Raw genomic sequence first — 14392 nt, forward strand, 5'->3', positions numbered from 1 at the left:
CACGCAAGTGTCTTCCCGCTCTTTTTTCTAGCTTGTTGTTATTAGCGAGGACGAGACATGAGCGATTTGAAACAGACCCCATTGCATCAATTACATGTTGCGCAAGGGGCCAAGATGGTGCCGTTTGCCGGTTACGAGATGCCGGTGCAGTACCCGCTCGGGGTTAAAAAAGAACACGAACATACTCGCGCTCACTGCGGGTTATTTGATGTTTCGCACATGGGGCAGATTCTTGTACGTGGCGATAAGGTGGCAGAAGCCCTGGAGACGTTGATTCCTGCCGATATTGTCGGTCTTGCAGAAGGCGCTCAACGTTATGGGCTTTTTACCAGTATGGAAGGTGGGATTTTGGACGATTTAATGATCGTGAACGCTGGCGAGCATTTTTATTTGGTCGTCAATGCAGCGTGTAAAGAGCAAGACTTAGCCCACCTGCGTGCGAATTTAGGTGAAACGCATACCATTGAGTATCTGGATGATCGTGCATTGCTCGCCCTTCAGGGGCCGAAAGCGGCCGAGGTAATGACGCGACTTTGCCCGCAAGCGTGCAAGCTGGTATTTATGCAGCATTCGCGCTTTACGTTGACTGAAGGAGAGCTTGCCGGCGAGGAAATCTGGGTTAGCCGCAGCGGTTACACGGGCGAAGATGGCTTTGAAATTTCTGTTTCTGCTGACATAGCAGATGCGTTTGCTAAGCAACTATTGGCTGAGCCGGAGGTCGAGGCAATTGGACTAGGTGCGCGCGATTCTCTTCGCTTGGAAGCGGGCCTATGTCTTTACGGTCATGATATGGACACCCAAACGACACCGGTAGAAGCTGGGCTTATTTGGGCCATTAGCAAACCGCGTCGCCGTGGCGGTGAGCGCGCCGGCGGTTTCCCTGGCGCCGACCTTATCTTGCATCAAGTGGATGCCAAAGATCACACGCGCAAGCGGATAGGGCTTGTGGCTGAAGGGCGTGCGCCGGTACGGGAAGGTGCGCCACTAGTCGATGGGGATGGCAATGAGATTGGCGTAGTAACGTCAGGTGGGTTTGGACCTAGCCTGGGTAAACCGGTCGCTATGGGGTACGTAAAGCGCGATTTTGAAGCCGTGGATACGCAGGTATATGCGCAAGTGCGTGGTAAGCAACTTTCTATGGTGGTAACAAAAACCCCCTTCGTGGCAACGGGTTACTATCGCGGATAGCCATCTCAGATAGCCATCTCAGATAACGACCGCGGATAGCTGCCGCGGATAAACGTCGATGACAATCGGTGATGAAACGTCATTTAAGCACGTCTCTAGGATCAATAGGCTTGCCTCCTTGGCGTAAGTCAAAGAGCAAGTCGTAGCGTTGATTGCTGCTGTTTTGACCGACGTCGCACAAGAGGTCGCCAGCCTTAACGCGCTCGCCTTCATCGACATGCAGTCCATCGCATAGGGCATACACGCTCTGAAGGTTATCCGAATGGTGAACAATCACGACTTGTCCTAGCTGGCGCATGCTGCTGGCAAAGCGCACATCGCCAGCGGCTACGGCCTTGGCCTTCGCGCCCGCCTGGGTCGCCAGCAACATTGGCTGAAGGGTGCCGTGGCTATCCGTTCCAAAGCGCCGCACAATACGATAGTCGTCCAGTGGCCAAGGCCAGCGTCTTGCGGAGGCAGGTAAACCGCCTGCCTTAGAGCTTGTTGAGGAGACGCTGGACGAACGCGCGGTTTGGCCTGAGGAGCGGCTGGCGCTTGTTGTCATGGAGGTGCCGTTTAGCGGGACGCTAATGATCTGACCTACCCGTAACGCGGTTGGGGAAACGCCTGAGTTAGCATTCTGAATGTGGCGGCTATTGGTGCCAAAGTGGCGGGCGATGGCGGCGTAAGTATCGCCTGGGCGAACTTGGTAGCGGTATGGGCCGCCAGAGGGAGCGCGTTCTTGCTGAGTGGGAATCAAAATCTTCTGACCCACCGCAAGACGACGCGAGTCGGCGCTGGGGTTAAAGCGCTGCAAGCGTTCAAGGGGCACATCGGCACGCTGTGCGAGTTTGCCCAACGTATCACCACGCTGAATAGACACCCAGTTTCCATTGATCGAGTCAGCCTGTCTGCTGGGTCGGTCAATTCGCTCAGGGTAACTTGAGTTGCCAGCGCATCCGCTAAGTGTCAGTACCGCCGTGATGACGACCAGGGCGAGCCAGCCAAGGGTCAATCGTGATCGGTGCGACGGTCCAACTGGGCATCTTTTTCCTGCCACAGTGTGTTGATCCATGCGTGGAAGCGTTCCTTATGCTGCGATTGCGCGTGGTAGTGAGTATCTAGCATCCAGGCGGGGACTTCCAGTCGCCGCGCGGTCAGGGTGATGGGGGACTCTTGGCCGCATAAGAATCCCCAAAAAGTTGGGTTTGGGTTTTTATAGCTGATCGTGATGTCCAAAATCCCGTCTAGTTGATCCCCCATCAAGTTAAGTACTTGCGCAACGCCACCCGCTTTTGGCCGTAACAGGTGTTGGTAGGGGCTTTGCTGAGCATCGCGCTTGGCGGGCGTAAAACGCGTGCCTTCGACAAAGTTAAAGATGGCGATGGGGTGGTGCCGCGCGCGCTGGCACATACGCTCGGTGGCACGGCGGTCAATGTCGGCCAGCTTGGGGTTTTTCTCCATTTGTTCTCGGCTGTAGCGACGCATAAAGGGAAATTCAAGCGCCCAAAAGGCAAGGCCCACAATAGGTATCCAAATCAGCTGGGTTTTGAGAAAAAAGCGTGGCATAGGAATTTGTCGATGCAGGGCCATAAACAACATAAAAATATCTGTCCAGCTGCGATGATTGGAAATCACCAGCCACCACTGGTTCTGGCTTAGGCCATCCGGTACCTCTGTGCTGAGGTTAGGCTTTAGCCAGTGACGCATCCACCAAAGATTAAAGCCGATCCAGTTCAGAGCGATGGCGTTTAAGCCTTTCAGCATCATGTCTTTTAGTGCTTGTGTGGGTGCAAGTAACTTGAGCAGCGTAAGAGCAATCAGTGGGATGCCCCAGAACAACGTGTTCACTGCAAACAGCAAAGCGCTGACGAGCCCCTTAACAATCGGCATGCTTGGTGCTTCCCTAATAACGTTCAGTTGTCGAGCAAATGCTAATGGATATTGCCTTTGCTTCACAGTGGTACGTTGTCCTTTCGGTGTGCCTCATAGACTCGGCGTTTGAACCCATTCGAGTAGGACATCGCGCAGTGCTTGCGCGGCGACAGAAAGTTCTTGATGGGTCAAGATACCAACACGGCACGAAACCCCTGGCGTGGTGAGCGGTACGCAGTGCGCGCCAAGTTCGTGCATTTGTTGGATGCACATCGAGGGCACAGCACTGACGCCTAACCCATCGGCTACCATGCGACCCACCGTTGAGAGCTGATGGCTTTCAAACGCCACGGGAAGAGCAATGTCTTGCTCCTGGAGGGCCTGCTCTAGCAAACGGCGCACCAACGATGGCCGTTGTAGCGTAATAAAATCATGGGTAAGTAAATCAGCCCACGATAGTTGCTTGGCTTTTGCTTGGCGGCTTAAACGCGGTACGACAGCGACAAAATGATCCTCAAACAAAGGGGTGAACAGCAGGCTCCCGGTGCCCTCCGGCGCAAAAGCGATTCCCATTTCTACCTGCCGGGAACGCACCATATCGGTCACTTCTTCGTTGACCACATCGTGCACCGTGACGTTGATTTTGGGATATTGCTGGCGAAACTTCACCAGGGCAGCGGGTAATAAGTTGCAGGCAAACGACGGCATCGCCGCGACGCTTAGCCGCCCAAGCTGGAGGGTGAAGCGTTGGCGTAATCGCTCTTCGGTGTTATCCCATTGTGCTAATAAGTGCTTTGCCAGTGGTAAAAGCGATTCCCCTTCAGGGGTTAGGCGTACACTGCGAGTGCTACGAATGAGAAGCTTGCCCCCCAGCGTTTCTTCTAATCCTTTGATCGCAAGGCTCAGGGCGGGCTGCGATAAATGCAGGCGCTCGCAGGCTTGGGTAAAGCTTAAGGTTTGTGCTACAGCGAGAAATGCGCGTAACTGTTTTACTGTCATGCTGAAACTTGACCGCCCTATGGTGAAAACGTGCGTCAGAAAACGAGAAAGACCGCAGTATTGATAAGATTTAAAAATAAATTGATAAAAAAAACAAACTTAACAAATATATTATCTGGCACAACACTGACGTCACGTTAGGTGCTGGCGTAGCGAGCGATTAATCGTGTTCGCACAGTGCATGGAATGTGATCAACCAACAACAAGCGAGGAACTACCATGTCAGGATTTGATAAGCGCGTCGCTTCTTATGAAGAAGCAATGCAGGGTATTGAGAGCGGAATGACCGTGATTGCGGGCGGTTTTGGCCTGTGCGGTATTCCAGAGAATTTGATTGCGGAAATTAAGCGTCGCGGCGTTAAAGATTTAACCGTGGTCTCCAACAACTGCGGGGTAGATGGTTTCGGTCTGGGGCTTTTGCTGGAAGATCGTCAAATTCGCAAGATTTTGGCCTCCTACGTGGGCGAAAACGCGATGTTTGAGCAGCAAATGCTCAACGATGAAATCGAGGTCGTGCTTACTCCTCAAGGCACATTAGCGGAGAAAATGCGCGCTGGCGGTGCCGGTATCCCTGCTTTTTATACCGCCACGGGCTATGGCACCCCGATTGGTGATGGTAAAGAGGTGCGCGAATTTAATGGTCGTCAGCACATTATGGAAGAGGCGATCGTGGGTGATTTCGCCATTGTGAAAGGATGGAAAGCTGACTGGTACGGTAATGTCATTTATCACCATACCGCGCAGAACTTTAATCCGATGGCGGCTACAGCGGGCAAAATTACCGTGGTTGAGGTGGAAGAGATTGTTGAGCCGGGCGAGCTTGATCCAAGCCAAATTCATACGCCGGGTATCTACGTGGATCGTCTAATTCAAGGCTCCTTCGAAAAACGCATCGAAAAGCGCACCGTACATAGCTAACGCGTCCTACGATACTCGTAAACAAGCTCAAATCGATTTCCATCTTGAGACAACAAGACGTCTTGAGACAATAAGAGGTAAAGACACCATGGCTTTGACACGTGAACAGATGGCACAGCGCGTTGCCCGCGAATTAGAAGACGGTTTTTATGTGAACCTAGGTATCGGTATTCCGACGCTAGTCGCTAATTACATTCCTGACGGCATGGATGTCATGCTGCAATCGGAGAATGGTTTATTAGGCATGGGGCGGTTCCCGACCGAAGACGAACTCGACCCAGACATGATCAACGCGGGCAAGCAGACCGTGACGGCGCGCCCTGGCGCGGCGATTTTTTCCTCGGCGGAATCATTTGCCATGATTCGTGGGGGGCACGTTGATTTAACGGTATTAGGCGCTTTTGAGATTGATCAAAACGGCAATATTGCCTCTTGGATGATCCCAGGTAAGCTTATTAAAGGCATGGGTGGTGCCATGGATCTTGTGGCAGGCGCTGAAAATATTATTTGCACCATGACCCATGCGTCTAAGCACGGCGAATCCAAGCTTTTGGAACAGTGCAACCTACCGCTCACCGGTGCAGGTTGCATTAATCGCGTGCTGACCGATCTGGCGTATCTGGAAATTAAAGATGGCGCCTTTATCCTCAAAGAGCGTGCTCCGGGCGTCAGCGTTGAAGAGATCGTCGAGAAAACGGCTGGTAAGCTAATTGTGCCTGACCATGTGCCGGAAATGACGTTTGTTGAGGCGTCCTAAGGCTACGTTAGTGCATAAGCGATAAGCTAAGCGTAAGTGATCTAGACGAGCTAGGTGGCACCGTTACAAAAAGTGCCACCTACGCCATTTCGCAGCGGGTATGGTGGGGTAATAATAGCTCGGCAACTTGTTCGTGAGCATCACTAACGTGTTTCTGCACAATTGCTAGACCGCCCAAGCAGATGCGGTGCTCATCGCCTTCGGCAAACACGGTTTTTTGCGCGGTGGTAAGGTAAAAGCGGTGATCAAGTAAGTTCGATACCGGAAACACCCCGTGTTGTAAGCTCTCGCCCCCCATCACGCCTGCCTCACGAAACTGCTGGTCGAGTGTACTGAGTGATAGCCCTAATTGTTGGCAATCAAACCCGGCATGGTGAAGACGTGGCCCCATGACAGACAGCCAAGCCGCTAATGGGTGTGCCGCACAGAGAGATTGATAGAGCTGCCAAGTGGGCATTGGCCAGGGTCGGCCGTTGTGAAAAACGGAGTGTGTCTCACCTTCTGTCATTGGTGCTTGTTGCATGAGGTCGATAAGCGCATCGCGAGGTGCTTTGCACAGAGTGCCGGTTTGCAACTCAGCCAGTACTAGCCAGCTCTCACCATTTTCCGGGGCCAGTAAAGAGATTAACAGCCCTTTGTCGGCCATCGCATAATGAGCGACCGCTATATACCCCAGCCGCGTTAACGCCGGGGTAAGATAGCTTGTGCCATAGGAACCGTGGTTGAGAGTCAGTAGCGTGAAATAAGCAGGGGGCGTATCAGTAGGCCAAAGCCTTAACGCCGCAATGTCTGGGTGCGTATGTACGTAATCAAGCCATAGCTCTTGTAGAAACGCATCTCGCTGCGCCACCTGATCGGGCGTGCTGGGGAAGAACATGAAGTATCCTCGCCTAATATACCGTATAAGCGCCAATTTTGATGGCGGTTTGGGTCATTATAGGCAAGGCAAAAAAGTCGCGTTCAACGCACATAAACGGCTGGCAGCATTTCAGGTAGAAAGTGCAGGATGTTGGCGCACAAACTGTTCAAACTCAGTAAAGCCGCCGATATGTTCTTGGTCAACGAAGATCTGAGGGACGGTATGAATGACTTTGCCGGCGGTCTTGGCAATATCTTCTTTGGTAATTCCTTCTGAAGGCATGTCGATGTAGCGAATACCTTCTATTTTACCGCTTTTTTCTAACTGCTCGGCGAGGCGCTTCGCCATGACACAAAACGGGCAAGAAAGACGACCGTAAATCACTACGAACATATAAAAGCTCCTATTTAGACATACTTACATAGACACTATTGTGGACCACGCCTCAGTCTTTCTCCAATAGCACTATGCTACGTGGGTGATTAAACTGAGTTATGGCGTCCTTTGCATTAAATAAGTGAGAGGTAAAAGCGCATCGGTATGCAAACGTTAACGGCTGATGAATATGCAGCGCTTGCAGAGCGCGCACGAAATTATCGGGATGCCCGCCTTAAGACGTTGAAAAAACAAACAGAATATAATCCTAAGCTGGGCGTAGATGCACTATGCTTTCAGCGTTGGCAAGATGGTGGCTTAGAGGAGAGAGGCCTTGTGGGGGCATTGATAAGCCCATGTGCTTTATCGCTAATCGCAATACCCGAGCCAGAAAAGCTGCAGGGGGGGCCACCCGATACGCTTTTACTGCATTTGCCATCGGGCCGCTATCGCTTGCAGCATTGCTCACTAGACGGTGTCGCGTGGTACCAGAGAGTTATCTTAGACGATTTGAGTGAAATCGAGAGCATGCAAGAAGCGGCGCAGCTTGCACAAAAACTGATGGAGCGCTTAATGCGGCCAAGCGAATGAGCCTAGTCGCATACGCAATCAGGTAGCATAAGTAAGAGAGTTGATGTAAGAAAGTTAAAACACTGAAACTGATATCAATCCATTGTTTTACCGCAAAATTCATTAAGAGGTAATTTATGACAGCAATCAACAAACCGACACCCCGCGTTGCCTTGGTCACCGGGACCAGCAGCGGCATTGGGGAAGCCGTGGTTAAAAAATTGTGTGATCTTGGGCATCAAGTGTTAGCTGTTGATTTTAACCCGGCAGGTAAAGAGGTCGCGGAAGCTGCTGGCGCTGCGTTTTTTAAAGCGGATCTTACTGACCCGGATGCGTGTCGTGCCGCCGTGGAGGAGGCCGTAAAGCGCTTTGGAAGTGTTGATATTCTGGTGAATAATGCAGGCATTCAACACGTAGCGCCGATTGAAACATTTCCTGAGCAGAAATGGCGTCAAATTATCGACTTGATGCTTACCGCCCCTTTTCTTCTCACTCAAGCCGCTTGGCCATCCATGCGTGAGGGAGGCTGGGGACGCATTGTTAATGTCGCCTCTGTACATGCACAAGTCGCCTCGCCAGGAAAATCCGCTTACATCAGCGCCAAACACGGGATGATTGGCCTTACCAAGACAGCCGCGTTAGAGGGTGGTGATCAGGGGATTACCGCCAATGCTATTTGCCCCGCCTATGTGAAAACGCCGCTGGTGGATAATCAGATCGCCGATCAAGCTAAAATGCATGGCATGGAAGAACAAGAAGTCATTGAGAAAATCATGCTGAAAAATGCCGCGGTCAAACGCTTAATCGAACCTGCCGAAGTGGCCGAAATGGTGGCTTATTTAAGTTCGGATATGGCCGGTGCGGTGACCGGCTCAAGCTGGAACATTGATTTAGGCTGGACAGCGCAATAACCCTATGCGTCAACTGGCGAGCAACCGACAAGACCCCGCTTTATGCGGGGTTTTTTAGCGTCTCACTGGGCGTTTTTGCAGTTTGCGCTGTAATGTGCGGCGGTGCATGCCTAAGGCGCGAGCCGTGGCCGAAATATTACCATCGTGCTCCTGCAAAACCTTTTGAATATGCTCCCACGTAATACGATTGACCGATGGTGGGTTGTCCGCCACTTCGGCATCCGGGTCGCCTTCTTGTCGTTCAAAAGCATTCAATACATCATCGGCATCGGCTGGCTTGCACAGATAGTTGACCGCCCCCAGTTTGATCGCCTCAACCGCCGTTGCAATGCTGGAATAGCCGGTCAACACCACCACCCGGCACTTAGGTGAAGCAGCTAAAAGCCCTGGCAAGAGTTTTAGCCCGGAGCTTTGCTCAAGCTTAAGGTCCAGGGTCGCCATGGTAGGCATTTCTGCGGCCGCCAGCGTAAGGGCTTGGTCGGCATCGTGGGCAACGCTTACCTCGTAGCCGCGCCGTGTTAATGCCCGACTCAACACATGACAAAACATTTCGTCGTCATCGATGATGAGCAGGCGTTGGTCTCGTGTTGATGTCGTTTTGCTAGACATAGCGTCCTCAATAAGTCGTCAGTCGTCAGCGGGGCGTTGACCATATTATGTCGGTGGAGATAAGCTTCTTGGCAGAATTACCTCGGTTAGCGTTCCACCCTCTGGGTGATTATACAGGCTCACGCCGCCGCCGAAGCGATTGATTGTGGCATGGGTGAGAAAGAGACCGATGCCCATTCCTTTGCTTTTGGTGGAAACAAAAGTGTCGCCTAATTGATCGGCAATGGAGAGCGAAATGCCTGGTCCATGATCACGAATATCAATGATGACGCTATCGTCCTGCCAGTCGATACTGATAGCAATTTGCTCTGGATTAGCATCGGCGGCATTGTTCAACAAATTGGTGAGTGCTTGGTCAAGCGTCGCATCGACCGCAAGCCATGGGCGCCCCCGGCGTTCAGCGACGTCTAGCTGATGGGTAACATCCGGGCGCAGAACCAGCCAGCGTTGAACTACCTCGGCTAACCACTGCTCGGCATCGCGCACCTCAGGTTCTGCCATACGTCGGCGGTCGGCATGAGAAACCAAGTGCTGCAAGCGAGTTTTGCAGGTATTCACTTGTTGGCGCAGCAGTGCGATGTCTTCTCCTAGCGGCGAGTTGGCATCGACTTCGTTTTCCATTTCATTGAGCAGTACCGCCATCGTCGAAAGCGGCGTGCCGAGTTCATGGGCGGTTCCTGCCGCTTGGGTGGCCACCGCCAGCACTTGCTCGTTTCGCAGGGCCGCTTCGCGGGTGCGTGATAGCGCTTGGTCGCGTCGCCGTAGCGCGTCCGCCATTTTATAGATAAAAAAGGTCACTAACCCAGCTGAAAGGCCAAAGTTAAGCCACATACCCAGCACGTGCAGACTTAGAGGGCTGCTATCCGTATTGATGTGACCTAGCTGGGGAATGGGGTGGTAGTGAAACATCAAAAAGCTATAACCTGCCATGGCCAAAAGGGCGATGATCCAGGTGTGTCGCCAAGGCAATGTCGCCGCGGCGATGGTCACCGGTACGAGGTAATACGTGACAAACGGGTTCGTGGCCCCGCCGGTGAAATAGAACAGTAACGTGAGGCCGACGATATCCGCGAGAAAATGGAATAAGTACTCATTGTGTTTGACCTCGCGTGGCTGCCCCAGCCGCCACCACGTCATGATGTTGAGCACGCCCATGGCAATCACAACGCTAACGACAGCGAGTACTGACATCTCGAAGGCAAGCAGCTCAACGCCGACAATAATGGCGATGAGAAAACCCGTCCACGTGATACCGCGAACGATGGTTAGGCGAACCAGGTTGCGGTTAGGCGTCGACAACGGCAAAAGCAGTTCTGTAGGCATTAGGTTTTGTTCGTACTTTTGACACTATGAATGACAAACTTCACCAGCAACGTCACCACAAAAGTAAGCCATCCAGCGGAGGCGAGGATATTCACCGCTAACATTTTGGGTGGCAACCACGCCCCGCCAAATAGAGCGTCGAGCAAGAGGTAAAAAAACATGGCCAGAAGCAGGGGCAGAGCGAGCAGGTGAACCCACATATCGGTACGTCGCTTGCGCACGTGATAGCGACGTATAAGCAGCCGAAAAGGGCGATGTACCCAGCTGAAAAAAACCATCGTGGCGACTAAAAATATGACGGCAAGCGTTGGTTCGGTACTGCCCTGATGGATCGAGAAAGTAATGGACCATCCCAGCGCAAGCCACAAGAGACCCTCTAGGCCAGCGATGACATCCGCATAGCGCCTCACATTATGCATAAAGACTCTTTCCTTACGGGCATTTGATGGGGTAATGATACGATAATTGACATGTGCTGTGGGCAGATACGTACGGCAATTTCACCCATCCCGAGATTGGGTATACTGTGCACTCGATTATTTATTGATGTGCAACAGCCTAATAGGAACCGCCGTGGAAACCATTACTTTAACGCGCCCTGACGATTGGCACCTTCACTTGCGTGATGGCGATGCGCTGAATGCTGTGGTTGGGCACAGTGCCGCGCAAATGGGACGCGCCATCATCATGCCTAACTTAACACCACCGGTGACAACCACGGAACAGGCAATAGCGTATCGACAGCGTATTTTGCAAGCACTGCCAGAAGAAAGTGCTTTTGAGCCGTTGATGACGCTATATCTTACCGATACCACACCACCGGAAGAGATTGAGCGTGCCTTGGCAAGCGGTGTTATTAAAGCCGTTAAGCTTTACCCCGCTGGCGCGACGACCAATTCCGATTCTGGCGTAACAGACCTTCGTCACTGCGATACCACCATCGCGGCGATGGCCGAAGCGGGCATGCCGCTTTTGGTTCATGGCGAAGTGACCGATAGCAATATTGATATTTTCGACCGTGAGGCGGTCTTTATCGAACGTATATTGAAGCCGCTTCTTGAACGTCACCCCACGCTAAAGCTGGTGTGCGAACACATTACTACCGAGCAGGCGGCTGAGTTTGTCACACAAGCATCGGATAATGTCGCCGCGACAATCACAGCACATCACCTTCTTTTTAATCGTAATCAAATGTTGGTCGGTGGCATTCGCCCGCATTACTACTGCTTGCCGATTTTAAAGCGCGAACGTCACCGCCAAGCATTGTTGAGTGCGGCGACTTCGGGTAATGCCAAGTTTTTTCTCGGTACGGATAGCGCCCCCCACGCCCAGAATGCCAAAGAGTCCAGCTGCGGCTGCGCCGGCGCGTATACCGCGCCGGCGGCAATTGAGCTTTATGCGATGGCATTTGAGCAAGCGGGCGCCCTTGAGCGTTTAGAAACCTTTGCCAGCCTTAATGGCCCACGTTTTTATGGGCTGCCTGCCAATGCCGATACCATTACCTTAGAACGTCATGCCTGGCAGCTACCTGAACACTACCCTTATGCGGATGGTCAGCGCATTGTGCCATTGCAAGCAGGTGAGACACTGGCTTGGAAGAAAGTGAACTAACGTATGGCTCGTGGATGGTTACGCGGCGCCTATCTGACGCAACATCTGATCGACCATTTTTGACGAATGCGCGGCGGCGATATCCAAAAACTCTTCAAAAGAGAGGTGGTTGTCACCGCTGCCGGGTATGTCAGAAAGCGCACGGATGACGACGAAAGGGCAGCTAAAAAGGTAGCAGGTTTGCGCGATGGCGGCGGCTTCCATTTCCACGGCTAGCATGGTGGGGAAAAGTGTGCGCGTGCGCTCGACACGTTCTGGGTCTGCCATGAAACTGTCGCCGGTGGCGATCATGCCTTCTTTGACGTTGACTTCATTTAGCGCTTGAATGGCGCGGCGCGCTTCATCGCGCAGCCCAGGGTCTGCCGCGAACGCTGCGGGCATGCCCGGCACTTGTCCCATTTCATAACCAAAAGCCGTCACATCAACGTCGTGATGGCGGACTTCGTCAGAAATAATCACATCGCCAATGGCCAATTCCGTGGCAAAACCGCCTGCTGAGCCGGTGTTGATCACGGCTTCAGGCTCATAGCGCTCGAGCAGAACCGCCGTGCCTACTGCTGCGTTCACCTTGCCGATCCCGGATTGCAGAATAATCACGTCCAACCCGTGGCGCTCGCCGCGATAAAACGTAAAACCGGCATGATCGTGGCGCTCTACGTTAGTCAGCTGCTCGGCCAGAATCGCCACTTCTTGCGCCATGGCGCCGATAATCCCAATTCGCTTCACAAATTCGTCTCCATTGTTTATTGCGATTTAACTTGTACCTAGGTTTTGAAGGTATAAGGGTTATGTTTGTCTCGTGATACCTGAAGGGTCGTGTTGCTCTGCTGCTTCAAGAGTGTTTTCTAGCAGGGTGGCAACGGTCATGGGGCCTACGCCGCCAGGGACGGGGGTGATATAGCCTGCGCGCGCGGCGGCTGTGTCAAAGTCGACATCGCCAATCAGGCGGCCATCATCTTGGCGGTTAATGCCCACGTCTATCACGATCGCGCCAGGCTTGATCCACTCTCCTTTGACGATACCGGGCTTGCCCACCGCAACAACAACCAAATCGGCACGCTGGATGTGATCGGCTAAATCGCGGGTAAAACGATGGCATATCGTGGTCGTGCAGCCGGCGAGCATAAGCTCTAATGCCATAGGACGTCCGACAATGTTGGAGGCGCCGATGACCGTGGCATCAAGGCCGCGTACGGTTAAGTCGCTTTTCTCCAATAGGGTCATAATGCCTTTGGGCGTACACGGACGTAGTGCCGGCGTGCGTTGCGCTAAGCGACCAAGGTTATAAGGATGAAAGCCGTCAACGTCTTTGCTGGGGAGAATACGCTCAAGGATTGGACGCGAATCTAAGTGGTCAGGGAGCGGCAGTTGGACCAAAATGCCATCCACTGCGGGGTCGGCATTGAGCTGATCGATTAACGTTTCAAGCGCTTCTTGCGTCGTGGTCGCAGGCAGTTCATGTTGAAAAGAGTGAATACCGGCTTTTTCACAAGCGCGGTGCTTGTTGTTCACATAGACTTGAGATGCGGGGTCAGCGCCCACCAGCACAACCGCTAAGCCCGGCGCTCGGGCGCCCGTGTTAAGGCGCGCTTTAACATTAGCCGATACGGTGTCGCGTACGTTAGCGGCAATGGCTTTACCATCGATGAGTTTGGCGGTCATTAATACAGTCCCCGTCAGTGAAAAAAAGCCTGCATGAAAAGCATTTAATTGTGTAATTTTCGCATGCCAGCGCGGTAAGGCAAAGCAAGATAATGTATTGGCGCATTAATGGTTGACTTTAAAATTAAAAAACGTAATATATGCCTCGCTTGAGGCGAGCCATACGGTAACGTTTAGGTTGTAAATTCGGGATGTAGCGCAGTCTGGTAGCGCGCCTGCTTTGGGAGCAGGATGTCGGGGGTTCGAATCCCTCCATCCCGACCATAACCTAACGTGGAAGATGGTGTTTTGCTTTTCCAAGTTGTGGTTTAGTGCTTTCAATCTATTTGGATTAAACCCTGGCGAGCGTTTACTAGTTCAGGCATTTTTCTAATGAGATTTCGCGAGTGCGCCCATAGCTCAATCGGATAGAGCAACGGCCTTCTAAGCCGTAGGTTGCAGGTTCGAATCCTGCTGGGCGCGCCAGTCGCACCTGTTAAAATTTGCTTTTATGGTGGATGTAGCTCAGTGGTAGAGCCCCGGATTGTGGCTCCGGTGGTCGTGGGTTCGATCCCCATCATCCACCCCATAAAGCGGTTTACAAGTATGTTATGTAAGCACTGTTTTTAACAAGTGCAAAGGTTATGGTGGATGTAGCTCAGTGGTAGAGCCCCGGATTGTGGCTCCGGTGGTCGTGGGTTCGATCCCCATCATCCACCCCATTCCTTTTTACCTTCCTCTTTTAAGTCTCTTTTTTATATTTCTCTTCATATTAAG

General features: G+C 52.4%; 16 protein-coding genes and 4 tRNA genes. 10 read left to right on the plus strand and 10 right to left on the minus strand.

What is annotated here, in order from left to right:
• Positions 1 to 57: 57 nt before the first annotated feature.
• The gene (gcvT, locus tag QC823_RS04310) at positions 58 to 1188 is read left to right on the plus strand and encodes a glycine cleavage system aminomethyltransferase GcvT (RefSeq protein ID WP_309655127.1); all 1131 of its coding nucleotides are present in this window, start codon (positions 58 to 60) and stop codon (positions 1186 to 1188) included.
• Positions 1189 to 1267: 79 nt separating this feature from the next.
• Here gcvT and QC823_RS04315 read toward each other — a convergent pair whose 3' ends face one another.
• From QC823_RS04315 to QC823_RS04325, 3 genes are all read right to left on the minus strand, one after another.
• On the minus strand, positions 1268 to 2050 hold the full coding sequence (locus QC823_RS04315) for a murein hydrolase activator EnvC family protein (RefSeq protein WP_309655128.1): 783 nt from the start codon (positions 2048 to 2050) through the stop codon (positions 1268 to 1270).
• A gap of 128 nt (positions 2051 to 2178) precedes the next feature.
• Positions 2179 to 3060 (minus strand): acyltransferase, encoded by an 882-nt coding sequence (locus QC823_RS04320; protein ID WP_309655129.1) that lies wholly within the window; start codon positions 3058 to 3060, stop codon positions 2179 to 2181.
• A gap of 93 nt (positions 3061 to 3153) precedes the next feature.
• Positions 3154 to 4041, minus strand: coding sequence for a LysR family transcriptional regulator (locus QC823_RS04325; protein ID WP_309655130.1), 888 nt, complete (start codon positions 4039 to 4041; stop codon positions 3154 to 3156).
• A 219-nt stretch (positions 4042 to 4260) separates the two neighbouring features.
• Here QC823_RS04325 and QC823_RS04330 point away from each other — a divergent pair, with 219 nt between their 5' ends.
• Both QC823_RS04330 and QC823_RS04335 read left to right on the plus strand, forming a co-directional pair.
• Positions 4261 to 4959 carry a CoA transferase subunit A gene (locus QC823_RS04330; RefSeq protein WP_309655131.1) on the plus strand — a complete coding sequence of 233 codons (699 nt, stop codon included), beginning with the start codon at positions 4261 to 4263 and terminating at the stop codon, positions 4957 to 4959.
• 88 nt (positions 4960 to 5047) lie between these two features.
• The gene (locus tag QC823_RS04335) at positions 5048 to 5716 is read left to right on the plus strand and encodes a CoA transferase subunit B (protein ID WP_179930065.1); all 669 of its coding nucleotides are present in this window, start codon (positions 5048 to 5050) and stop codon (positions 5714 to 5716) included.
• A 79-nt stretch (positions 5717 to 5795) separates the two neighbouring features.
• Here QC823_RS04335 and QC823_RS04340 read toward each other — a convergent pair whose 3' ends face one another.
• Positions 5796 to 6593, minus strand: coding sequence for a VOC family protein (locus QC823_RS04340; protein WP_309655132.1), 798 nt, complete (start codon positions 6591 to 6593; stop codon positions 5796 to 5798).
• Between the two features lie 111 nt (positions 6594 to 6704).
• The gene (locus tag QC823_RS04345) at positions 6705 to 6968 is read right to left on the minus strand and encodes a GrxA family glutaredoxin (protein WP_309655133.1); all 264 of its coding nucleotides are present in this window, start codon (positions 6966 to 6968) and stop codon (positions 6705 to 6707) included.
• Between the two features lie 147 nt (positions 6969 to 7115).
• On the opposite strand from QC823_RS04345, the gene hybE reads away from it, so the two are divergent.
• Both hybE and QC823_RS04355 read left to right on the plus strand, forming a co-directional pair.
• Positions 7116 to 7541: a [NiFe]-hydrogenase assembly chaperone HybE gene (hybE, locus tag QC823_RS04350; RefSeq protein ID WP_309655134.1), complete on the plus strand. Its 426-nt coding sequence runs from the start codon at positions 7116 to 7118 to the stop codon at positions 7539 to 7541.
• Positions 7542 to 7657: 116 nt separating this feature from the next.
• Positions 7658 to 8431, plus strand: coding sequence for a 3-hydroxybutyrate dehydrogenase (locus tag QC823_RS04355; protein WP_309655135.1), 774 nt, complete (start codon positions 7658 to 7660; stop codon positions 8429 to 8431).
• Between the two features lie 54 nt (positions 8432 to 8485).
• Here the strand turns inward: QC823_RS04355 and QC823_RS04360 are convergent, their stop codons facing one another.
• Genes QC823_RS04360 through QC823_RS04370 form a run of 3 tightly spaced genes read right to left on the minus strand, consistent with a single transcriptional unit; the run spans position 8486 to position 10782 of the window.
• A complete protein-coding gene (locus tag QC823_RS04360; protein ID WP_309655136.1) occupies positions 8486 to 9040 on the minus strand; it encodes a response regulator transcription factor in 555 nt (184 codons plus the stop codon).
• Between the two features lie 45 nt (positions 9041 to 9085).
• A complete protein-coding gene (locus tag QC823_RS04365) occupies positions 9086 to 10363 on the minus strand; it encodes an ATP-binding protein (protein ID WP_309655137.1) in 1278 nt (425 codons plus the stop codon).
• Positions 10363 to 10782: a hypothetical protein gene (locus QC823_RS04370; RefSeq protein ID WP_309655138.1), complete on the minus strand. Its 420-nt coding sequence runs from the start codon at positions 10780 to 10782 to the stop codon at positions 10363 to 10365. Before QC823_RS04370 ends, QC823_RS04365 begins: the two co-directional genes overlap by 1 nt.
• A 154-nt stretch (positions 10783 to 10936) precedes the next feature.
• Here QC823_RS04370 and pyrC point away from each other — a divergent pair, with 154 nt between their 5' ends.
• A complete protein-coding gene (gene pyrC / locus QC823_RS04375; RefSeq protein WP_309655139.1) occupies positions 10937 to 11974 on the plus strand; it encodes a dihydroorotase in 1038 nt (345 codons plus the stop codon).
• 18 nt (positions 11975 to 11992) lie between these two features.
• On the opposite strand, the gene mtnN is transcribed toward pyrC, so the two are convergent.
• On the minus strand, positions 11993 to 12700 hold the full coding sequence (gene mtnN, locus QC823_RS04380) for a 5'-methylthioadenosine/S-adenosylhomocysteine nucleosidase (protein ID WP_309655140.1): 708 nt from the start codon (positions 12698 to 12700) through the stop codon (positions 11993 to 11995).
• Positions 12701 to 12760: 60 nt separating this feature from the next.
• Entirely contained in the window at positions 12761 to 13636 is an 876-nt protein-coding gene (folD, locus tag QC823_RS04385) for a bifunctional methylenetetrahydrofolate dehydrogenase/methenyltetrahydrofolate cyclohydrolase FolD (RefSeq protein ID WP_309655141.1), read from the minus strand.
• 187 nt (positions 13637 to 13823) lie between these two features.
• On the opposite strand from folD, the gene QC823_RS04390 reads away from it, so the two are divergent.
• The 4 genes from QC823_RS04390 (at position 13824) to QC823_RS04405 (ending at position 14337) form a co-directional block, all read left to right on the plus strand.
• A tRNA-Pro gene (locus QC823_RS04390) sits at positions 13824 to 13900 on the plus strand.
• 124 nt (positions 13901 to 14024) lie between these two features.
• A tRNA-Arg gene (locus QC823_RS04395) sits at positions 14025 to 14101 on the plus strand.
• 28 nt (positions 14102 to 14129) lie between these two features.
• Positions 14130 to 14204 (plus strand) — tRNA-His (locus QC823_RS04400).
• Positions 14205 to 14262: 58 nt separating this feature from the next.
• Positions 14263 to 14337: transfer RNA gene (locus QC823_RS04405), tRNA-His, on the plus strand.
• Positions 14338 to 14392: the final 55 nt, after the last annotated feature.

The organism is Vreelandella vilamensis (assembly GCF_031451755.1).
In the GTDB taxonomy this organism is placed as follows: domain Bacteria; phylum Pseudomonadota; class Gammaproteobacteria; order Pseudomonadales; family Halomonadaceae; genus Vreelandella; species Vreelandella vilamensis.